This window comes from Francisella philomiragia subsp. philomiragia ATCC 25015, from assembly GCF_000156715.1.
Lineage (GTDB): Bacteria > Pseudomonadota > Gammaproteobacteria > Francisellales > Francisellaceae > Francisella > Francisella philomiragia.
In genome coordinates this window covers 110,619-131,911 of sequence record NZ_DS999316.1, presented here as the reverse complement: position 1 = coordinate 131,911, position 21,293 = coordinate 110,619, and the positions used below count along the sequence as shown (strand labels likewise).

Genomic DNA, 21,293 nt, shown 5'->3' with positions numbered 1-21,293 from the left:
ATAAATCCAACCTAAAATTATATACCTATAGAAATTTTTTCTAATTTCTTTCTCTTACCATACACAAAGTTTGTCATTGCTCTAGAGACAGTTACTGATGTAAACATAGATGTTACAATACCTATCATTAGAGTTATAGCAAAACCTTTGACTGCACCACTACCTATGAAGAATAAAATAACAGCAACAATCAAAGTTGTAATATTTGAATCGACAATAGTTGTAAATGCTTTTTCGTAGCCAATATGAATCGCGCTTTGGCGTGGCATACCCGCTCTAATTTCTTCTCGGATTCTCTCAAATATAAGCACGTTACCATCTATTGACATACCCAAGTTTAGTACAATACCTGCTATACCAGGTAATGTAAGTGTAGCACCTGGTATGATTGACATCACAGCAACAATCAATACTAAGTTCATTACAAGAGCTATATTAGCTATAACACCAAAGACTCTATAATAAACTAAGATAAAAACTATAACCGCAATCAGCGCTACCACAATAGATAACATACCTTTTTCGATATTGTCTTTACCTAAGCTTGGACCAATTTGTGTTTCCTGTACTATATGTACTGGCACTTGTAGCGCACCTGATTTAATCATCAACGCAAGATTATTTGCTTCTTTTTGATTTAATCCTGTAATTTGGAACTGAGAACCTAGTGCTGACTGAATTGTAGCAACGTTGATTAGCTTTTCAGTTTTATTTACTACATTTTTCTCTTTACCATCTTTATCTTTAACTTTTTCATAAGTTGTATTAACAAGCATTACACCCATTGGGTTACCAATATTTTTACCTGTTATTTGTCTAAAGTGGCTTGCCGCACTTCTATCTAACTCAACCATAACAATCGGAGTACCCGTCTGATGATCGATAGAAGGACTTGCGCCGATAATATCAGCACCTCCAGCTACAGGTGCTCCTCTTAGACTATAGTAACTTTGATAGCCTCTACCATTATCTAAAGCATAAACCTTATAACCCTGCTCTTCTGCAGCTAACCTATCTGTCACAGGACTAACTAAATAAAAACTAGCTGTGGATGTGCCACCTAGAATTTGCTTAGCCTGAGTCGCATCTTGCATACCTGGTATTTCAATTACTACACGATTATCACCAGCCTGAGCCACAGATGCTTCTGCAACACCTAAAGCATTAATACGATTACGCATAACTGTCACAACTTGTGATATAGCATCTTGTCTAAGTTGTAAAATTTTTGCACTATTATAAGATATAAATACCGTATTATCTTTTACACTATAAATTATATTAGGGTCTTGAGTTTTTCTAAATTCATTATTCAAATATTGTTTTAGCTGATCAACACCTATCGAGTTTGCTAGAGTAACAGAAACAAAACCATTATCTACATAATCTTGCGGAGCTTTTACTATTGATTTCTCTTCAGCTTTTGTAGAGCCAACAATATTTATATTATTATCTTTCGCAGCACTTAGAATTGTACTTAAAGAATTATCTAACTGAGCATTAATCGCAGTATTTGTATCAGCTTCTAACATCAAATACATACCACCACGTAAATCTAATCCTAAGTTCATAGGGTTAGCGCCTAGCGCAGACAACCAGCTTGGAGAATTCGAAAGCATATTCATCGCTATAATATACTGATCCCCTAGGCTTTCTTTCAGAGCTTTTTTAGCTTTTAGCTGCTCTTCGACATCTTTGAAGATAATGGCAACATTACTTTTATCATCCGATAGTTCAGCTTTTTGATATACAATTTTGTCAGTATTAAGAGTATCTTCGATACTTTTGACAAGCTGTGTACTTACATTACCATCTTTCTGAGATATCTGTAAAGCTGGACTTTTACCAAACACATTTGGTAAGGCATAAAAAAGTGCTAGAGCTAATACAATCACTATCAAAAGATTCTTCCATAGAGGAAATTGATTTATAGGTAGGCTTCTGTTATTACTCATTGAAAATTCCTTTACTAAAAAGAAAAAAATTAAAAGACTTTATAAAAATTTAGCTTATTAAGCTTTTGTAGCACCTTTAGGTAAAATATTAGCTACTGCGTTTCTTTGAATTTTAACAACAACATTTTCTGCAATTTCTAAGTCTACAAAAGACTCATCAATTTTAGCGATTTTTCCTATCATACCACCATTTGTGACAACTTCATCACCTTTTGAAAGCTCAGATAACATTTTGCGTAGTTCTTTATTTTTTTTCTGTTGCGGTCTGATTAACAAGAACCAGAATATTGCAAAAAATACCACAAGCATTAAGATTGAGCTTATTGGACTACCAGCTGCTTGCTCAGCACCTTCTGCAAATGAAGTTGATGCAAATAATACAATTGCAGATAATGATAATAGTAACTTTCTCATTTTTTCTCCCGAAAATTTTTAATTTTTAAACGTAGGAATTTTACATTAGTAGTAGTACTTAATCAATTAAAGACTAATAATAAGATTAGAATAAGTGTTTTATTAGAAAGTTGGACATTCTAATTTGTGGCTTTTATTCAATATTATAATTACTAAATTTTTTAAGCGCTGTTGCTAATGAAGCTTTCGCCCAATTAAGTGGAGTAATAGGAGATGGTAAATAATACCTTTGCTCATCAAAAATAATAACATTTATACTCTCGGGTAACAGTTCTGCATTAACTGGCTGTCCATCTGCTGTTATATAATCACTAGCTGTCATTTGAGCTAAAGCTCTTTTGAGATGCCAAGCAACTTTATTAAAATACTTATCTTTGTTAAATTCTTGTGAATATTTATCATATAGATTCATCATCGCTAAAGCTAACATGCTATCAAAAAACCATTGCGCTTCAGAATCTTCAAATCTACCTTTAGCTCTTTTTGCAAATTCTTCTACACTTGAGGCATCATCTGTTAAGCTTTCTTTTGCTATACTATCATCTTCAAACCAAAAATTACCAGATTGATAACTATCCCCTTTGTAACGTATCACTCCATAATCACGGATAAGATCTCCTACTAGAGCTAAAGTTTTTTGATATTCAGCAAATTCTAAATCATCACTAAAGTATGGTGTAAAAATATGCAACATCGCAGCATCACTCTCACGGTAACAAATATCATCCGCATCATAAAGTGGTGATTCACCTCCTCTAGCTATTTGAGTTTTAACTTTATTTATACCTAAATCACTTAGCTGTTGTAAATTTAGTGATAACTTAAGGTTTTTATTATCTAAAATACTTTTCCATTGCCTAGCAGCATTCGCCACCAAAGAAATACTACTTGTATTTACCCTATCAATTTCTTCCCATGCACCTGCATCAGCATATTCATAATATTTTATTGCCTTTAAGAAGCCAAAAAACCTCTCTAAAAACGCTAACAATTCTGAATCATTTACATTAAATATCTGTTTTTGATAAGCATCATTTAGAGCTAACAAAAAAAGTCCATGAGCATCCATCTGCTTATGGTTCCATATTTGTGGTTTACCATTTATCATCACATCATCATAGCAATCACTAGAGCTATCAAAACGGATATGCGGAACAGCCATTTTATCTGCTGCTAACTCTAAATTTGCTATAATATCTTCAAAACGTCTCTGTTGTGCCGGCGAATCATAATATTCATAAAGCTTGTTAATTAGAGTTTTAGCATCATTTTCTCTAAATTCACTAAAATAATAATACACCCAAATTGCATCACGCACCCATACAGCATCATAGTTTGTAGCATCATCGTTTGTATCTCTTTCCGCTGCTTTAGGAAAACCTGTCTTAGTTAAACCTATATCAAAAGCTTTATGATATTTATTTAGTATGATTTTTGCTTGAGCAGATGTAAGTTTATTTTCAAGGATAGGCTTCAAATCCTCATTCATATAGTTAATACTACCACCCTCTGGTATCTCTATATTTTTGTATACACATTTTGAGCTTTGAATAAATTTTTTTATCTGATCTATATTAGACATAACACTCCCACTATTTCACGACTTTTAAATTGTGTACAATCACTACCAATGTAACCAATACCAAAAGCATAACTGGCCCTACTAACATTGCAGGCTCACGCCCTAATAAGTTACCAAGCATACCAGATAGGGATGTTCCTAACGGAATACCTATTGCACCCACAGTTACTAAAAATGATGTTGCTCCACTTGATACATGTGGAAGCTTATCCATTGCATAACCTAAAACAGATGGATATATACATGAGTCACTAAACCCTAGTATAGCCATTAAAATTAGTACTAGGACAAATGATTTTGTATATATGAAAATGAATATAGCAAAAGCAAAAACTAACCCTGACACCACAAGATAACGCTCAATCCTTACTCTAGGTAATAAAAATTTACCAAAAAAGATCCTACCCAAAAGTTGAGAACCTATATAAACAGCCACTAGCAGACCTACATCTTTCATATTAAAGCCCAAATCAAAATGTAAATGCGGTTGATTATAGTAGTTCATTATCTGCTCTGTATAAACTATACAAAATAGTGCTATAGCCATTAAAATAATAGGCTTAGACAAAAATATAAATCTAGGTTGCGATGTATTTTCTACCTTAGTGATTACGCCCTGTTCAATTTTCTCATTAATTCGAAGAGACAACAAAAATAATATAAATATGATAAATAAAACCATGACAACCACAAATACTGCCTGCCAACTAGTATAAAAAAGAATATTCCCAACTATAAAAGCACTAGATAAAAAACCAAGACTAAAAAATACATTTAAAAGGCTAAGTTTACCTTCAGATTCACCTTGTTTCTCTACAGTTCCCATCACAATATAGTTACATGACACTAACACATAACCAACAGCCATATTACATATAAAAGTCATTGCTGTATAAACATAAATATCTGGAGCAAATATCGATAAAATTGACCCTATAATCATAAATAACGCAGCAACTATTAAAGTATTTTTGCCTTTAAATTTTTTGATAAGGATGCCTCCAGTCGCCATTGCTAAAATCTGCCCCCATAAACCGAAACCATCAAAAAATATAATAGTATTAGAATCAATATTAAAATGCTGTGAAATCGGTACTGTCAACATGCCATAAATAGCACACTGAAAACCAGTAAACAAAAATGCTACAAACGTAAGAAGTATAGCCTTTTTACGATCGATATCTTTATCAAACAAACTTTTTTTAATATCTTGAGATATATCTATAGATGCCATAACAAGTCCTTAGCTAAATTAATACTCATATAAATAGTTTTATCAACTAAATACTATATAGTTAAATGAAGATAACAGGAAGATCTATTAGGTTAATTGAGTAGTTTTTATTCTGGAATAACTTTAAAAATTTTATGACTACAATTATCTATAATCGTCAACTTTCAAATTTGTTGAATATCTAGACATTCTGGAACCCTGCTTAAAAGTATTAACTTTTTCAACGTTTTGTTTGTTATAGTAAGCCTGAAGATACAGCAAATTCTCAGTATCATTGAATGAATACGAGAAACTGAATAATGAAATTGAGATCATTGTCCCAACAAAGAAAGAAGTTATTTTTTTCATATTATTTACTCTCTATATGCAATACGGTGTATTATATCATGGTACAGCAAAAAGGGAGTAAGTTTAATTACCAAAACACTCTCCCTTCAATAAATTATCTACGCATATAATTCTAGCAATTTTATTTAGATTTGACAAACTTGCTTCATGCGCTTCTTGGCTACTGGCATTACAAGCATCAGCTACAACTGTAACACTGTAATCACGATCATGTAGTTCTCTAACTGTAGACTCTATCACATAACTAGTCGATACTCCACAAATAATAACATCTTGAACATTATTTGCTCGTAAAATAACTTCAAGATTAGTTCCATATAATGCACTTACACGATGCTTTGTAATTATTATATCATGCTCTTGGACGTCCATATTTGGATGAAAATCTGTTGCCCAAGTATCTAACTGCAAAACACCATATTCAGGAGCTTGTTTAAACATAGGAGAAACTTTTGAACACTCCTTATAATCTTTACTAAAACCAACCTTAACATGGGCAATCATAATATTATTTTCTCTTGCCCATGCAATTAATTGATTTGCCTTTTCCATAGTTTTATCATCTTTAACTCTCTTAGCGTTATGAGCTCCAAAAACGCCTTTCTCATCGACTATCTCATTTATAAAGTCTGCAACAATCACGATTTTATTTTTCATTTCTTTTCCTCTTATTATTTTCTTATTAAAGACAATATGCTCGAAACACACACCATCAAAATTCCTATCATCTCCATATAACCTATAGAGCTATCATAAAACACAACATCTAATAGTGCTGCAACTATTACTGAAAAATACATAGCTGGGGCTATTAGTGAAGGATCTTTAGTGTACTTAAAGGCTTTTACTCTAAAAATCTGTGAACTAATACCAAATATAATTATAGCTACTGATACCCAAATGACTACAGGCTTCATTGACACCTCATTTAAGCTAGATATAGCAGACATGTTAAACGGTAGCAATAATAATAAAAATATTCCTATAAATGTATATATCCAAAGATTTATAATAAACACATCTTCTTTTTTGCTTGCATTGTATAAAACAACTTGAGATGCTGCATTTAAAACTCCCGCAAAAAGAGCGCAAAGATTATATGTATTAACATTACCTTCTCCAACACCCAGTATAAGATAAATTCCCAAAAAGCTAATAATAATACAAGCAAAATTAAAGTAACTAACACTCTGCTTATAAAACAAAAACCTAATAACTGGAATAAATAAAGGACTAGTATTAAATAGTAAAATGGTAATCAATAATGAGCCATTACTTAAACTTATAAAGAAAAATAACTGTGCAAATAGACTAAACACCACCCTAATAAATATTGAACGCCAAGCGAAAGGAGCAACCCTTGAAAAGGAAGAAATACTTACAACCCACCACATAAGTATGCCTCCACCAACAAATGAAACTAACATGGTTAAGTAGATCCCATCTATTTGTATCAGATACTTGCGTGCAAATGAGCCAAAAGCTATCAGAGCTGCAGAAACCGTCATAAACCATAAACTTATAAAGTTATTAATTCGGTTCATTTTTCTTTACTCCATGAATTTAAGATATAAGAATAATATAACTCTTGCACCAATCTGTAAAACGCTTTATTCTTACATTATAAGTAAGTTTTTCTTACATAATATGATTAAAAAAAATGACTTACCTCCCTTAAACTCATTACCAGTATTTATAGCAGTAATGAAAACACAAAGTTATACTAAAGCTGCAGAACAGCTATTTATGACTCACTCTGCTGTAAGCCAATCTATAAAAAAATTAGAAAATCACCTTAATAAAAAACTATTTATCACGGATAAAAGAAATCTAGTTATTACTGACTTAGCCAAAGAATACTACACAATGATAGACCCTCTAGTATCAGAAATTCACAATGCAACAGAGATCCTAAAAAAACAACGTGCTAAAAAATTATCAATAAACTGTATGACTACACTTTGTGCAAATTGGCTAATCCCAAAACTAGATGACTTAATAGACTCTTTAGCAAACGTTGAAATACAACTTGTAACTTTGGGTAAAAAAGTCGATTTTAACTATGATGATATAGATATAAGCATAGAATATGGTATAGATAGTGATTTTAACAATAAGCACAAATTCAAACTAGCAGATGGCGAATTAATACTAGTTTGCAACAATAAACACTTTGGTGAAAGTTACTCAGAAATAACATCAAAACAAAAGTTAATTTATGTAGATGATAAAATTCGTATTGATGATTATCAACTCTGGGCACAGCACAACAACATCTCAAAAAAGCCTAACAAAAATATAATCTTCAAAAATTCTCTTCAAGCAATTCAGGCTTGCTTTTCAGGTATTGGATTTTTTGTTACAGATAGACTTTTAATTCAGGAACACATCAAAAATGGATTTCTTTATGTACCACCACAAAAAAGCTATCACACTGGAAAATCCTATTATCTTTTGGCTAGAGATTCTGAAACAACTAATTTTGATATTATCAAAAAATTATTGAGTTCTTATTTTTAACTCTATGTTTATAATGCTACATAAAATTTTCTATAAAATTTAGCCTTTATAGTTCTCCAAAAACTCCTTCCTAAACTCTTCAAATCTACCCTCTTCTAGAGCTTGGCGAATATTTTTCATCAGATTTTGGTAATATGTTAAATTGTGGATTGTATTTAATCTTGAACCTAATATCTCTTGAGTTTTATCTAGGTGGTGCAAATAACTACGACTAAAATTTTGACAAGTATAACAATCACAGTTTGGATCTAATGGAGACACATCATCCTTGTGTTTGGCATTTCTAATTCTAACAACACCTTCTGATGTAAACATATGACCATTGCGAGCGTTTCGTGACGGCATTACACAATCAAACATATCAACACCACGATAAACAGCTTCTACTAAATCCTTTGGCGTACCTACACCCATCAAGTATCTCGGCTTATCTTCTGGCATCTGATGAGCAGTATGATCAAGGATTCTAATCATATCTTCCTTTGGCTCACCCACAGATAATCCACCTATAGCAAAACCATCGAAATCTATTTCTTTTAAAGCTTTTAGAGACTCATCACGTAAATGCTCATACATTCCACCCTGAATAATTCCAAATAATGCAGATGGATTATCTCCATGAGCATCTTTTGATCTTTTTGCCCAACGCATAGAGAGTTCCATAGAATCTTTTGCTTCTTTTTCAGTAGCTGGATATGGTGTGCACTCATCAAAACACATTACAATATCAGAGCCAAGATCTCTTTGGACTTGCATTGATATCTCAGGAGATAAAAAAACTTTTGAACCGTTAATTGGTGATTTAAATGTAACGCCTTCTTCTGTAAGCTTACGCATTTTACCCAAACTAAAGACTTGAAATCCCCCTGAGTCTGTAAGTATAGGCTTATCCCAACCGTTGAAATCATGTAAAGTACCATGTTTTTTGATAATTTCAGTACCAGGACGTAACCATAAATGAAATGTATTACCCAAGATAATATCAGCACCCATTTCTTTTAACTCAACAGGAGATAGTGATTTAACAGCTCCATAAGTCCCTACTGGCATAAATGCAGGAGTCTGAATATCTCCTCTTGGGAAGCTTATTTTTCCTCTTCTAGCTTTGCCTTCTTTTTTGATCAAGTCGAACTTCATTACAGTCATAAAATTTAACCTTTTGAAACAGAAATTAATGAATAAGTTTTTTAAGCTACTAATCCTATAACAAAGTTATAAAAATAGCTAGCGAAGATATTGCCTAGATAGTATTATCTCTTATAATAACTCAAATAGTTTTAAAATCATCAAGGAAAACAATGAACTTTTTAAATTTTAGCATGCTAGTGTTTGCTTATCTTTTGGGATCAATTAATAGTGCAATTATTGTCTGTTATATATTTAGATTACCATCTCCAAGAAGTGTTGGCTCTGGCAACCCAGGAACTACAAATGTTCTAAGAATAGGTGGCAAGGTTCCAGCAATCATCACCCTTGCTTTTGATATACTAAAAGGTCTAGTGCCTGTAGTTTTAGCTAAAGTATTAACTGGTAATGAATTTATAACTGCATGTACTGCATTATATGCAATTCTTGGCCATATATTCCCAATATTTTTTGGCTTCAAGGGAGGCAAAGGTGTTGCAACTTTAATAGGTACACTATTTGGATTTAGCTGGATTTTAGGTTTAATATTTGTTGTTACTTGGTTATGTGTTGCTGTGATTACTCGTTATTCATCTTTATCAGCATTAGTAGCTACTGTTATAGCAAGTTTTTCAGTAATATTTACATCTGATTTGCAGGTGGCAACGCCATTTTTGATAATAGCAATAATTATACTTGTAAAACATAAAGGCAATATCCAAAGATTAATCAGTGGTCAAGAAAGTAAAATTGGCGATAAAGCAAAGGCGAAAAATGATTCAAATTAAAAATTTAAAAAAAGAGTACAGATCAAATAATACTAGCAATCTCGTGCTTGACAATATAAATCTTGATATTAAGCAAGGCGAGATATTTGGTATAATAGGTCATAGTGGTGCAGGCAAAAGCTCACTTTTAAGATGCTTAAATCTTCTAGAGCAACCTACTGATGGTTCAATATTCATTGCTGATGAGAATATTACAAAGAAGAATCCAAAACAGCTTAGAGAATTTCGCAAAAAAGTTTCGATGATATTTCAGCATTTCAACTTACTATCATCTCGTAATGTTTTTGAGAATATCGCCCTTCCACTTGAGATTCAAGGAATACCAAAAGCTGAAATCAAAAAAAGAGTTTTTGAGCTTTTAGAGCTGGTAGAGCTTCCAAATAAAGCAAATGCATATCCTCAAGAGCTCAGTGGAGGCCAAAAACAAAAAGTTGCTATTGCTCGAGCTTTGGCTTTAGATCCTTTAGTTTTATTATCTGATGAAGCGACATCGGCACTAGATCCAACTTCTACAAAACAGATTTTGGCACTTCTTAAAAGATTAAATAAAGAACTTGGCTTAACAATAGTTTTGATTACACATGAAATGGATGTTGTCAGAAAAATCTGTGATCGTGTAGCAATTATTGACAAAGGTCGTATTGCAGAAATGGGTAAAACCTTAGACATATTCCTAGATCCCCAAGCACCTGTAACAAGATCTTTTGTTGAGACAAGCATACATACAAAAGTTCCAGATTTTATTGCTAAAAGAATTTATGATAATCCTTACAGTTATGATAATACATACCCAGTAGTACAACTAACATTCTATGGAGACAAAGGCAAGATGCCTATCATTGCTGAAATTTCTCGTCAGTTTAATGCTACTGCAAGTATTATCCAAGCGAATATAGAAACAATCCAAGAGCAGATAGTGGGGATTGCGATTTGTCATATTACAGGTGAACGTCAAGACTGGGAAAATGCATTAAGATTTCTTTCAAACCAAGATGTTAATTTAAAGGTGTTAGGTTATGCAACAGCAGACAATATTTAGTTTACATGAGCTTAGCCTAATAGCTCAATCAACTTGGGAAACTATTTTTATGGTTTTCATAGCTACTTTAGTAGCTGTCATAGGTGGTATATTATTAGGCATATTACTATATATAACACAAGATAGTAAAAATGTTGCCGTTAAAGGATTTAATAAAACATTTAGTATTATTATAAACATAACTAGAAGTATCCCATATATCATATTGCTAATACTTCTATACCCTCTAACAAGACTTATAGTTGGCACAACAATAGGAACTACAGCTTCGATAGTACCTCTAGCTATCGCTGCCCTACCATTTTATGCTCGACTAACTGAATCAGCTTTGCGTGAAGTTGATAACGGGCTTATTGAAGCAGCCAAATCAATGGGAGCAACTAAAAGACAGATTATTTTTAAAGTATTACTTCCTGAATCAAAAAATTTGTTAATTGATGCTGCTACTTTAACATGTATTTCACTAATCGGTTTCTCAGCTATGGCTGGTATCGTTGGTGGCGGCGGCCTAGGTGATTTGACTTACTTCAAAGGTTATAATTACGGTAATTACACTTTATTACTTGGTGGTGTAATTATGTTAGTTATACTTGTTCAAATTACACAATCATACGGCAACTATCTAGTTACAGCCAAGAAGTTAACTTCACTTTGGATTATTACAGCTATTCTATTGGGTGCATGTGGTACACAGCTGTATGTAAATGCTGCAGCTACTACCAATACAAATGAAATAACTGTAGGATATATTACCAGTCCTCCTCAAGATAAAATCATGCAGCTAAGTAAAAAAATAGCTAAAGAAAAATATAATCTTGACGTAAATCTAGTAACATTTGGTGATTACAATATTCCTAATAGAGCACTTAATGATGGTGAGTTGCAAGCAAACGTCTTCCAACACATTCCATTCTTAGAAAATCAAATCAAACAGTTTGGTTATAAACTTACTTATATTGGTAAGACTTTCTTATACCCAATGGGAATGTTCTCTAAAAAATATAAAAATATCCAAGATATTCCAAACGGCGCTACAGTAGCAATCCCTAATGACCCTACTAACCAAGGTAGAGCACTAATGATTCTTCAAGATGCTGGATTAATCAAACTTAAAGATGGTATAACTTGGAAAGCCACTACAGATAGCATAGCTAGTAATCCAAAAAATCTAAAAATCATAGCTCTACAAGCAGATCAAATCCCTAATAACCTAGGCGATGTCGATCTTGGTATTGTAAATAATGACTATATCCCTAAAGCAGGGTTAAGTCTAAAAGACGCTCTTTTTGTAGAACCTAAAGATTCTCCATTTGCAAATGTTATTGCCGTTAAAGAATCACAAAAAGATAATCCTAAACTTAAAGAGTATGTACAAGCATTTAATACTGATGAAGTTAAACAATTAGCTGAAAAACTTTATCCGAATGGTGCAGCAATACCTGCTTGGTAATTATTTCTTTCATTTATTAATTTATAATCGTTAATTTATATGCTTTAATTTATTCAAACATAAAACTTACTATTCTAAAAATTGACAAGTATAAATAAGCAAATTGGTAGTATTTTCTTAATTATAGGTACTTCTTTGGGTGGAGGTATCCTTGCTATTCCTATGATTCTTTCAAGCTTTGGTGTTGTTATTGGTTGCATCATAATGTTTTTGATGTGGCTTTTAATGACATATTCAACATTAGCTGTTGCAGAAGCATGCCTACATTTTGAAAGCGGTATTAGTTATCTAGGACTTGCTCATAAACTCTTCAAAAAACCAGGAGTTATTCTGGTTTATATATGTGCTTTTGGAATACTTTACGGAATGCTTGCAGCATATATCTCTGCAATAGGCTCATCTTTTGAAAGCCTACTAGATATAAATTATATTATTATAGAAATTAGTTTTGTTATACTTTTTGGTGGATTTATTTTAAAAGGTACAGGACCTGCAGAATGGCTTAATAGGGTTTTTCTTACCGTAAAACTTATTATCATATTATTTACAATATTATTACTTTTCAAGTCTATAAATATCTCCAAGCTAGATAGTTATAGTTTTGGTACTCTAAAAGAAGTTATAGTTACTTTACCAATACTAGCTACAACATTCTCAGCTCATATAATTGTTCCTAGTGTTGTGAACTATGTTGGACCACATCCAAAAGATATTAGAAGAATTATTATAGTTGCATCTCTAATAATATTAGTAATATATGTATGCTGGATAGTATCAATATTTGGCAATATAGCTATCTATGGTGATAAAAATAGTTTTGCTGAAGTCTTAAAATCCCTTAGCTCTGAAGATAGTGTAACTCAACTTATATATATCCTCAAAGCTAATATTCAGTCCTCTGAGGTTATAACTTTAATTTATACCTTTATTACAATTTCTGTAACAACTGCTTTTATAACTCTATCATTAGCATTAAAAGATCTAATACTTGATAGATTCAAAATGAACAACCTATCAACACTAAGCAAAAACATATTATTAAGCTTTCTGCTTTTTATGCTACCGATAATCCTGAACTATTATTTTAAAAAACTTTTTTTAATAGCACTATCTGTTGTTGGACTATTTTCTCTAATAATGCTTGTTTCATGTCCACTAAATATGGTTAGAATACTTCGTAACCGTAATTTTGAAATAATTTACAAATCAATGAAAAATAGCAAGCTTAACAACTTTGCTCTAGCTATTGCTATTATTATTATCATATTCCAAGTTATTGATTATATTCTTTAAATATTCTCTTTAAGCAAAGAAAAAGATAAAATATAAATAGTTATTTAATCACAAAACTACAAGGTATAGATATGCAACACACATCAGGTTTTTTAGATTTAGTAAACGATGCAAAAAGTAGAATACAAGAATGTACAGTTGATGATATCAACAAAATGAATGAAACAGAAACTCTTGATGGTTTACTTATTGATACACGTGAAGAGTCAGAATTTGCAAATGGATACATTCCTAATGCGATTCATATTAGTAAAGGAATTATCGAAAGTGCTATTGAGTCAGCAGTTCCTAACAAAAATCAAAAGATGTATTTTTATTGTGGTGGTGGTTTTAGGTCTGCTATCGTAGCTGATAAACTACGTGAGATGGGTTATAAAAATGTAATCTCTGTTGATGGTGGTTGGAGAGCATGGAATGCTAAAGGCTATCCTACTAAATCACCTAATCAAGCTAGACCTCATGAGTTTTTAAGGCTTGTCAATAATGCTAAATCTGATATCAAAGAATGCTCTGTAACAGATTTATACGATAAGATAAACTCTAATGAGCTAGATGGTGTGATTTTTGATGTTAGAGAAGATTCTGAGTTCAATAGATTCCATATTCAAGGTGCTACCCATCTTAGCAAAGGACAAATAGAAGTTAAAATTGAAAGTCTAATTCCAAATAAACATCAAAAAATATATTTATACTGTGGTAGTGGCTTCAGATCAGCATTAGCAGCTAAAAGCTTAAAAAGTATGGGCTATACAGGTGTTATATCTGTAGAAGGTGGCATCAATGCATGGTTAAATAATAACTATCCTGTAACACAAGACTAGGAACTATATAATGTCGTTTCGAATTGGACATGGATATGATGTACACAAATTCACATCTACAAAAAAAAATATAATTATTGGTGGAATCGAGATTCCATATAAAATGGGACTAGAAGCTCACTCTGATGGTGACGTATTAATTCATGCTCTTTGTGATGCTATTTTAGGTGCATTATGTCTTGGAGATATAGGTAAACATTTTCCAGACACTGACATGGAGTATAAAAATACTGATAGTAAATTTTTCTTAGCTGAAATAAAAAAAATGCTTGATCATAAAGAATACTCGATAAGCAATATTGATTGTACCATTATTGCACAAGCACCTAAAATGCTTCCTCATATAGAAAAAATGAAAGCTTGCTTGGCAAATGTACTTGAAATACAAGTTAATCAAATAAACATAAAAGCAACAACTACTGAACAATTAGGATTTATAGGTAGGAAAGAAGGCATCGCAACACATGTTGTTTGCCTACTAAATAGATAGTTATTTATCGGCTAAATTTTCAAGATAATTTGCAACTTCTTCCAGCTCTGCTTGGCAACAAAAAATACCTATATCATTATCTTCAAGCATATCTAGTATGTATTTAACCCCTATTAACTCTCCATGTGAAATATAAGTTTTTGAGATGTCAAAGCCCTTTCTTTCTAAATCATCACGGATTAGCGTAGGTAACTCAAGAGGTTTTGCTCCTCTAAGATACTTCTCAGTTTCTTTGATAACCACGAAATCTATACCATGTTCGAGTATAATGTCATTAATTCCAGAAATTAAGTATTTGCGATCCCCTGTGGTTCCTATCATTAAATATTTCTTACCACCTTTATCGTAGGCTTTTATCATATTTAATAAAGCTTCCATACCAGCTTCATTATGGGCGTAATCAAGAACAGCAACTTTATTATCAAATTCAAAAATATTTGCTCGGCCTCTATTAACTTTAGGATCATTCTTGTAGCTTCTAAGCGCCTTTTCAATATAATCAAAATCAATGCCAAGTTTAAATGATAAAGCTATAGCAATCATAGCATTTTCAATATTATGCTTAGCAAAGCCTTTAACTGTTAAAGGAGCATCCACCACAGGAAGAATTTGCTTTTTAGATTTTTTATCAATCCATGTGAAAATACCATTCTCCACTACACAAGCATAATCAGCCTTTGACAAGTAGTAATCCATATCATGTTGATCAGGATCTTGTGTAACAATGATTTTAGCGCAACTTAATTTATCAAACTGCTGTTTCATATAGAAATTATCTAAATTGATTACAGCATGAGAGTCTTTGCCCATTGTTCGAAATACAATCGCTTTCGCTTCTGCTAGTTCTGCAACTGTTTCAATCCCATCTTCACCTAGATGATCTGCAGAAACGTTGGTAACAGCTGCTGCATTTACATAAGTCTCTATCAAGCCTCTCTTTAGGAGACCTCCACGAGCAGACTCAAGCAAAGCAACTTCTACTTTTTTGTTTGTCAAAACAAATTGATGACCTGTTGGACCAGAATAGTCTCCCTCATCTATCAACTCATCATTAACTTTAACCCAATCTGTAGATGTGTAACCAGTAAGCTTACCAGCAGTGCGACAAATATAATCAGTCAATCTAACTGTAGTTGTCTTGCCGTTAGTACCTGTCACAATCACAGCTGGAATATCATAAACTTTTGACCAATCAACATCTTCAATTTTGTCGTTGTCTAGATCAAACTCATAACAACCAGTACCAGAACCAACAAAAGCTTTATTTTTATCTCTAAAAGCATTAAAACCTTTAGATTTAGCTAAATCATAGAGTTTTCTATAAGTTAAGTTCTTATCTTCATTTATCAAAGGTAATAACTTGTCTTTCGCCTCATCAAGAGACTTAAAAACACCAGTTTCAAAACCTTCCCTAACAGATAACCAAATAAAGTCAATAACATCACACGCTGGCATAGTAATATCTACAGGCGCGACCATCGCATAACGGACACCATTATTAAAAAACTTATGTGTCAATTTTATATACTCCCAACCAAGAGCTGGAAGTATCCTTTCTGCCTCTTGGTAGAAAAGTTTTGTTAATTTATCGCGATTATCTATAAGTGGTACATCTAGAACTGTTCCAGTTTCTTTAAAAAACAGATTAGGTCCAACAAGTCTACGTGAATAACCTTCAGGAATCATACAAAGGCTCCATTAAATAATAAAAACCAAACAATTAGTCATTATCTTCTTCATCGAAAATAACTCTAACACCACTTTCATCAGCTATAACACCAGCTTTGATAACCTCAGAGATCTCCAATGATAAACTAGGATCTTGAGCTATTACTGAAGCAGAGAACATCTCTCTTTTTTCAATTTTGTGCTCTTTCTTATCATCATCTTCATTTTTGTTAAAATAAATGATTTGTTTCCAAGTTCTCTTGAGCTTATCAGCAAATATAACAACCAAATCGCCATCCTGTGCCATACTAAGAGCATGATCTACAGCCTTCTGCTCACTTTGAATAGTTTCAATTCTAGAAGCATCAACACCAGCCTCAATCAATCCCTCTTTAAGCATTCTAGGAATTTCACCATCTGCTCTTCCACGAGTATCATCATCACCTTTACATATAAAATAATCATAATAAGGTGCTGCTGTTTTTGCTATCTCGTAGACATCTTGATCTCGTCTGTCACCTGGTGATGCTAATACACATATTTTCTTACCAGAAAATTCCATATTATCAATCATCTGACTTACAAGTTTGATTGCAGCAGGATTGTGGCCATAGTCCATAAGCACCTTAAATGGATGCTCTTCAAACCAGTTCATACGCCCTGGTGCTTGATAAAATGATGTAACAAACGTTCTTAGACCATCTCTAAGATCATCTAAACTCATACCCATACTATAACATATTGCAATAGCAAACATAGAGTTTTGAACATTATGAATAGCCTTGCCTTCCATAGTAGCTGGTATTAGATGAGTCCATAAAACTGGTATGTGAACATTATTATCAAAAATTGTAATCATGTCTCCATTAACACCCTTCTCGATGATACAAGCTTTTCCACCAGCACGTATATGTTGCTTGACTAAAGCATGTTCTGGATTCATCGTTACATATAATATGTGCTTTGCTGTTACTTTAGCTGACATCTTAAGTACGTTTGGATCATCAGCATTTAATACCGCAACATCTTTTGCTGCTTGAGGAACAATACTCTTGACTTTAGCCAAATCTTCTAATGTATTTATCCCCTTAAGACCTAAATGATCGGATGAAACATTTAGACATGCTCCAACATTACAATAATCATATCCCATACCACTTCTTAGTAATCCACCTCTAGCTGTCTCTAAGATTGCCATTTCTACTGATGGGTCTTTTAAAACCATCTGTGCAGAAGTTGGACCTGTAGTATCTCCAGCAACTGTCAACTTACCATTGATATATACACCATCAGTAGTTGTTAAACCTACGATCTTACCAGCATTTTTCCACATATGGGCAACCATACGCGAAGTTGTAGTTTTACCATTTGTTCCTGTGATAGCAGCAATAGGAATTCTAGCGTTACCATACTCTTTAGGAATTAGCATATCAATAACAGCTCCAGCTACATCTCTTGGTTTACCTTCACTAGGAGCTACGTGCATTCTAAATCCTGGAGCAGCATTACACTCACAAATAGCGCCACCAATATCATGGTATGATTGAGAAATATCATCTATCAAGAAATCAACACCACCAACATCAAGTCCTATAGCCTTTATAGCTCTTTCTGCCATATCTTTATTATCTGGATGGACTATATCCGTCACATCTATAGCAGTACCACCAGTTGAAAGATTAGCTGTAGATCTTAAATAGAAAATCTCTCCTTCTTTAAGGATAGTGTTTTCGTCATATCCCGCTGCCTTCAACAAAGTCTTAGCCTGATAATCTAGCTCTAATTTTGTTAAAACTTTCTCATGTCCGACACCTCTACGCGGATCTTCATTCACGATATCAACTAATTCTTTTATGTTATGTTTCCCATCACCCACAACATGTCCAGGTACTCTTTTTGCAACTGCAACAAGCTTACCATCAACTACCAACATTCTATGATCAAAGCCTGTTGCAAATTGCTCTACTAAAACATATCTAGATACTTTACTCGCTTCAACAAAAGCTTCCTTAATCTCTTGCATTGTTTTTAAGTTGATCGATATACCACGACCATGATTACCGTCTAAAGGCTTAACAACCAGTGGAAAACCTAGAATTTTTGCAGCTCTTAAAGCACCTTCTTCTGTGGTTACCATTCTTTGCTTAGGCATTGGAAGCCCCAAACCTTCCAATATGGTGTTAGTCTGATTTTTATCGCATGATAAATCAACCGCAATACTAGTTGTCTTACCAGTTATTGTTGCTCGAATTCTTTGCTGATATTTACCATAACCAAATTGCACTAATGACTGATCATTTAGTCTAAGATATGGAATATCTCTTTTTTTAGCAGCTTCAATCAATGAGGCTGTACTTGGTCCAAACTCTTTGCTTTGAGCAAATTTAATAAATCTAACCTTCTCATATTCAAAATCAAAGTCTTCGTTCTTATGTTCTACTTGTTTCTTAAGCTCTTCAGGTAATAAAGATACTAATAAGTCTCTAGCTAACTCCATAGCTCTTAGACCAACATCTTTCTGCTTATATTCATAAACCATATTATAGTGACCTGCTTCGCCTGTAGATCTTGTACGACCATAGGTAACATCACTACCAGCCATATCTTGAAGCTCAAGTATTGCATGCTCCCAAATATGTCCCATCCAAGTTCCATCATCTTCTCTTAATCTGCGGATAAAGCCGCCTTTCTCTCTATAAGAACAACCATGCTCTTCCAATCCTGGTAAACTATCCACAAGTCGATTTATAAAATCCTCACCAATCTTCGCAGATGGCCAGTTTTCAAGTACGCCTAAATCAATCTCATGCTTTATAACAGGAAAGTTTGCATAGATGTTAGGTCCCACATAAACATTAGTAGATAGTATTTTCATTTAAGACTCCTTAGATATTCAATGTTGTATACAGATAATATATACTTCACAAATCATGATACATAAAAATTATGTTCAAGAATAGCGGATTTTAATAAATCAATAAAAAATCATAAGGAAGAATATGAGATATGACTTTGGCTTTATAGCTATTGGTGATGAGATTGTTGACGGTGATATTGTTAATACAAACTCAAGTAACTTTGCTAAATATCTAGTAAGTAATGGGTTTGAAATAGGATTTCATATCAGTTGCAAAGATAGTTATGAAGATATTATTTCTAGCATTGATTTTCTAAGATCTAATCATAAAAATATTATTACTATCGGTGGTTTAGGACCAACTGAAGATGATTTAACCACAGAGTCCATAGCAAAATACTTCAAAAAAGATATGCTTTTGGATGATTCATCATGGCATAAATTAGAAAAAAGAATGCTAGCTAAATATGGCAAAATCACTTTGGGAACTAAAAAACAAGCTATGTTCCCTACTGATGCAAAGATTATAATAAATCAAAATGGTACCGCCAATGGATTCAAACTAGAGTTCGATTCTAATAGATTTATATTTGCTTTCCCAGGACCTCCTAAAGAATGTATACCAATGCTTGAAGCCTTAAATTTAACCAATAAATCAAAAAACAGAAAAATAATCCGTAAACGATGGAATATTCATAATATAGGTGAAAGCCTGCTTGCCGAAAAGCTTGAAACTATAAAAGAAAAATATTCATTTGTTACTTTCAAATATAGAATTGCTGAAGGATTTATAGAGCTGAAATATTTTTACCCTGAAGGCTGTCCATATAGTGAAGATATTATCATAAATGTGGAGCACCTTTTAAAAGAGCATTTAAATATTTAAATACTAAGGTTTAACTGTTCTTTTTTATCAATGAATATAGCATCAACTTGCCATTCAAGTAATTGTTTAATTTCATCATCTGTGTAAACAGAATAAACAAAAACTTTACCAAATTTGCGTTTTAAATATTTAACTCTTGAATGAGTTAAGCAACTATAATTTATTATGACTGCTATATATCTGTTTTTAATAAAGTTTCTATAAAGCTTACCATCAATATACTCAAAATCCCTAACCCAGTTAGTGGTATAAAAAAGTTTGCCTTGAGTGAAATCTTTATGTCTTCTTAATTCTCTCATTACCACTTTTGAGAAGCTTGATAATAGAATCTTTGATTTCATATTTGGATAAGCTCCAAGCAGACCTATAACTTTATTGACTAAGACCTTTTGATAATTTATGTTTTCATTACTTACTTTAATTTCTAGATTCAAAAAAACATTATTATGCTCTGCCCACTCAAGATACTCTTTCAAAGCTAATACCTTTGCCTTTGATTTGACTACAGGATGAATAAGTTCTATAGCTTTTAGTTCAGACCATGACATATTTGTGACATTTTCAGAAATACTAGAAAATCTTTGTGGAGTATCATCATGAAATAAAAATAATTCCCCATCAGAACTCATTTGCACATCTGTTTCAAACCAGTTAAAACCAGCACTCTTAGCAATTTGAAAAGCGTCTATTGTATTCTCAACAGCATCACTATTAGCACCTCTATGAGAAATATATTTATCTACAAGCATATGTTAAAAAAGATTATTAAACTTCGACTCGAATTATACATCAAAAAGCATTATTAAAATAATTCCTTTTTATT

At 32.7% G+C, this 21,293-nt stretch carries 19 protein-coding genes; 8 read left to right on the top strand and 11 right to left on the bottom strand.

Features of this window, described 5'->3' with window-relative positions; all coding sequences use genetic code 11:
• Positions 1 to 17: 17 nt before the first annotated feature.
• From secD to FTPG_RS05980, 7 genes are all read right to left on the bottom strand, one after another.
• Positions 18 to 1,955 (bottom strand): protein translocase subunit SecD, encoded by a 1,938-nt coding sequence (gene secD, locus FTPG_RS06005; protein WP_004287534.1) that lies wholly within the window; start codon positions 1,953 to 1,955, stop codon positions 18 to 20.
• A gap of 57 nt (positions 1,956 to 2,012) precedes the next feature.
• On the bottom strand, positions 2,013 to 2,369 hold the full coding sequence (gene yajC, locus FTPG_RS06000) for a preprotein translocase subunit YajC (RefSeq protein ID WP_004287533.1): 357 nt from the start codon (positions 2,367 to 2,369) through the stop codon (positions 2,013 to 2,015).
• A gap of 133 nt (positions 2,370 to 2,502) precedes the next feature.
• Positions 2,503 to 3,951 carry a hypothetical protein gene (locus tag FTPG_RS05995; RefSeq protein WP_004287532.1) on the bottom strand — a complete coding sequence of 483 codons (1,449 nt, stop codon included), beginning with the start codon at positions 3,949 to 3,951 and terminating at the stop codon, positions 2,503 to 2,505.
• A 10-nt stretch (positions 3,952 to 3,961) separates the two neighbouring features.
• Positions 3,962 to 5,185 (bottom strand): MFS transporter, encoded by a 1,224-nt coding sequence (locus FTPG_RS05990; RefSeq protein ID WP_004287531.1) that lies wholly within the window; start codon positions 5,183 to 5,185, stop codon positions 3,962 to 3,964.
• A 144-nt stretch (positions 5,186 to 5,329) separates the two neighbouring features.
• Entirely contained in the window at positions 5,330 to 5,533 is a 204-nt protein-coding gene (locus FTPG_RS09665; protein ID WP_004287530.1) for a hypothetical protein, read from the bottom strand.
• 63 nt (positions 5,534 to 5,596) lie between these two features.
• Positions 5,597 to 6,190, bottom strand: a complete 594-nt coding sequence (locus tag FTPG_RS05985) for a cysteine hydrolase family protein (RefSeq protein WP_004287529.1) — start codon at positions 6,188 to 6,190, stop codon at positions 5,597 to 5,599.
• Between the two features lie 14 nt (positions 6,191 to 6,204).
• Positions 6,205 to 7,077 carry a DMT family transporter gene (locus FTPG_RS05980; protein ID WP_004287528.1) on the bottom strand — a complete coding sequence of 291 codons (873 nt, stop codon included), beginning with the start codon at positions 7,075 to 7,077 and terminating at the stop codon, positions 6,205 to 6,207.
• 103 nt (positions 7,078 to 7,180) lie between these two features.
• On the opposite strand from FTPG_RS05980, the gene FTPG_RS05975 reads away from it, so the two are divergent.
• Positions 7,181 to 8,053 carry a LysR family transcriptional regulator gene (locus FTPG_RS05975; RefSeq protein WP_004287527.1) on the top strand — a complete coding sequence of 291 codons (873 nt, stop codon included), beginning with the start codon at positions 7,181 to 7,183 and terminating at the stop codon, positions 8,051 to 8,053.
• Between the two features lie 39 nt (positions 8,054 to 8,092).
• Here FTPG_RS05975 and tgt read toward each other — a convergent pair whose 3' ends face one another.
• Positions 8,093 to 9,199 carry a tRNA guanosine(34) transglycosylase Tgt gene (gene tgt, locus FTPG_RS05970; protein WP_004287526.1) on the bottom strand — a complete coding sequence of 369 codons (1,107 nt, stop codon included), beginning with the start codon at positions 9,197 to 9,199 and terminating at the stop codon, positions 8,093 to 8,095.
• Between the two features lie 152 nt (positions 9,200 to 9,351).
• Here tgt and plsY point away from each other — a divergent pair, with 152 nt between their 5' ends.
• The 6 genes from plsY to ispF all read left to right on the top strand — a co-directional run bounded on the left by plsY (position 9,352) and on the right by ispF (position 15,059).
• Positions 9,352 to 9,966 (top strand): glycerol-3-phosphate 1-O-acyltransferase PlsY, encoded by a 615-nt coding sequence (gene plsY / locus FTPG_RS05965; RefSeq protein ID WP_004287525.1) that lies wholly within the window; start codon positions 9,352 to 9,354, stop codon positions 9,964 to 9,966.
• Positions 9,953 to 11,005: a methionine ABC transporter ATP-binding protein gene (locus tag FTPG_RS05960; RefSeq protein WP_012280834.1), complete on the top strand. Its 1,053-nt coding sequence runs from the start codon at positions 9,953 to 9,955 to the stop codon at positions 11,003 to 11,005. The genes plsY and FTPG_RS05960 overlap by 14 nt, the downstream gene beginning before the upstream one ends.
• The gene (locus FTPG_RS05955) at positions 10,983 to 12,455 is read left to right on the top strand and encodes a MetQ/NlpA family ABC transporter substrate-binding protein (RefSeq protein ID WP_004287523.1); all 1,473 of its coding nucleotides are present in this window, start codon (positions 10,983 to 10,985) and stop codon (positions 12,453 to 12,455) included. The genes FTPG_RS05960 and FTPG_RS05955 overlap by 23 nt, the downstream gene beginning before the upstream one ends.
• A gap of 81 nt (positions 12,456 to 12,536) precedes the next feature.
• The gene (locus tag FTPG_RS05950; protein ID WP_004287522.1) at positions 12,537 to 13,748 is read left to right on the top strand and encodes an amino acid permease; all 1,212 of its coding nucleotides are present in this window, start codon (positions 12,537 to 12,539) and stop codon (positions 13,746 to 13,748) included.
• Between the two features lie 71 nt (positions 13,749 to 13,819).
• Positions 13,820 to 14,569, top strand: coding sequence for a rhodanese-like domain-containing protein (locus tag FTPG_RS05945; protein WP_004287521.1), 750 nt, complete (start codon positions 13,820 to 13,822; stop codon positions 14,567 to 14,569).
• Between the two features lie 10 nt (positions 14,570 to 14,579).
• Positions 14,580 to 15,059, top strand: coding sequence for a 2-C-methyl-D-erythritol 2,4-cyclodiphosphate synthase (ispF, locus tag FTPG_RS05940; protein ID WP_004287520.1), 480 nt, complete (start codon positions 14,580 to 14,582; stop codon positions 15,057 to 15,059).
• On the opposite strand, the gene FTPG_RS05935 is transcribed toward ispF, so the two are convergent.
• Positions 15,060 to 16,745, bottom strand: coding sequence for a Mur ligase family protein (locus FTPG_RS05935; RefSeq protein ID WP_004287519.1), 1,686 nt, complete (start codon positions 16,743 to 16,745; stop codon positions 15,060 to 15,062).
• A gap of 34 nt (positions 16,746 to 16,779) precedes the next feature.
• Positions 16,780 to 19,602, bottom strand: coding sequence for a cyanophycin synthetase (gene cphA / locus FTPG_RS05930; RefSeq protein ID WP_004287518.1), 2,823 nt, complete (start codon positions 19,600 to 19,602; stop codon positions 16,780 to 16,782).
• Positions 19,603 to 19,726: 124 nt separating this feature from the next.
• On the opposite strand from cphA, the gene FTPG_RS05925 reads away from it, so the two are divergent.
• On the top strand, positions 19,727 to 20,470 hold the full coding sequence (locus FTPG_RS05925) for a competence/damage-inducible protein A (protein ID WP_004287517.1): 744 nt from the start codon (positions 19,727 to 19,729) through the stop codon (positions 20,468 to 20,470).
• Here FTPG_RS05925 and FTPG_RS05920 read toward each other — a convergent pair.
• Positions 20,467 to 21,219, bottom strand: a complete 753-nt coding sequence (locus tag FTPG_RS05920; protein WP_004287516.1) for a glycerophosphoryl diester phosphodiesterase — start codon at positions 21,217 to 21,219, stop codon at positions 20,467 to 20,469. The two genes, FTPG_RS05925 and FTPG_RS05920, sit on opposite strands and share 4 nt — an antisense overlap.
• Between the last annotated feature and the right edge of the window lie 74 nt (positions 21,220 to 21,293).

Coding starts and splice junctions, on each gene's coding strand:
- plsY (WP_004287525.1), top strand. CDS start 9,352: ATGAACTTTTTAAATTTTAGCATGCTAGTGTTTGCTTATCTTTTGGGA.
- FTPG_RS05920 (WP_004287516.1), bottom strand. CDS start 21,219: ATGCTTGTAGATAAATATATTTCTCATAGAGGTGCTAATAGTGATGCT.
- FTPG_RS05955 (WP_004287523.1), top strand. CDS start 10,983: ATGCAACAGCAGACAATATTTAGTTTACATGAGCTTAGCCTAATAGCT.
- tgt (WP_004287526.1), bottom strand. CDS start 9,199: ATGACTGTAATGAAGTTCGACTTGATCAAAAAAGAAGGCAAAGCTAGA.
- cphA (WP_004287518.1), bottom strand. CDS start 19,602: ATGAAAATACTATCTACTAATGTTTATGTGGGACCTAACATCTATGCA.
- FTPG_RS05990 (WP_004287531.1), bottom strand. CDS start 5,185: ATGGCATCTATAGATATATCTCAAGATATTAAAAAAAGTTTGTTTGAT.
- FTPG_RS05960 (WP_012280834.1), top strand. CDS start 9,953: ATGATTCAAATTAAAAATTTAAAAAAAGAGTACAGATCAAATAATACT.
- yajC (WP_004287533.1), bottom strand. CDS start 2,369: ATGAGAAAGTTACTATTATCATTATCTGCAATTGTATTATTTGCATCA.
- FTPG_RS05935 (WP_004287519.1), bottom strand. CDS start 16,745: ATGATTCCTGAAGGTTATTCACGTAGACTTGTTGGACCTAATCTGTTT.
- ispF (WP_004287520.1), top strand. CDS start 14,580: ATGTCGTTTCGAATTGGACATGGATATGATGTACACAAATTCACATCT.
- FTPG_RS05925 (WP_004287517.1), top strand. CDS start 19,727: ATGAGATATGACTTTGGCTTTATAGCTATTGGTGATGAGATTGTTGAC.
- FTPG_RS05985 (WP_004287529.1), bottom strand. CDS start 6,190: ATGAAAAATAAAATCGTGATTGTTGCAGACTTTATAAATGAGATAGTC.
- FTPG_RS05980 (WP_004287528.1), bottom strand. CDS start 7,077: ATGAACCGAATTAATAACTTTATAAGTTTATGGTTTATGACGGTTTCT.
- FTPG_RS05945 (WP_004287521.1), top strand. CDS start 13,820: ATGCAACACACATCAGGTTTTTTAGATTTAGTAAACGATGCAAAAAGT.
- FTPG_RS09665 (WP_004287530.1), bottom strand. CDS start 5,533: ATGAAAAAAATAACTTCTTTCTTTGTTGGGACAATGATCTCAATTTCA.
- secD (WP_004287534.1), bottom strand. CDS start 1,955: ATGAGTAATAACAGAAGCCTACCTATAAATCAATTTCCTCTATGGAAG.
- FTPG_RS05995 (WP_004287532.1), bottom strand. CDS start 3,951: ATGTCTAATATAGATCAGATAAAAAAATTTATTCAAAGCTCAAAATGT.
- FTPG_RS05975 (WP_004287527.1), top strand. CDS start 7,181: ATGATTAAAAAAAATGACTTACCTCCCTTAAACTCATTACCAGTATTT.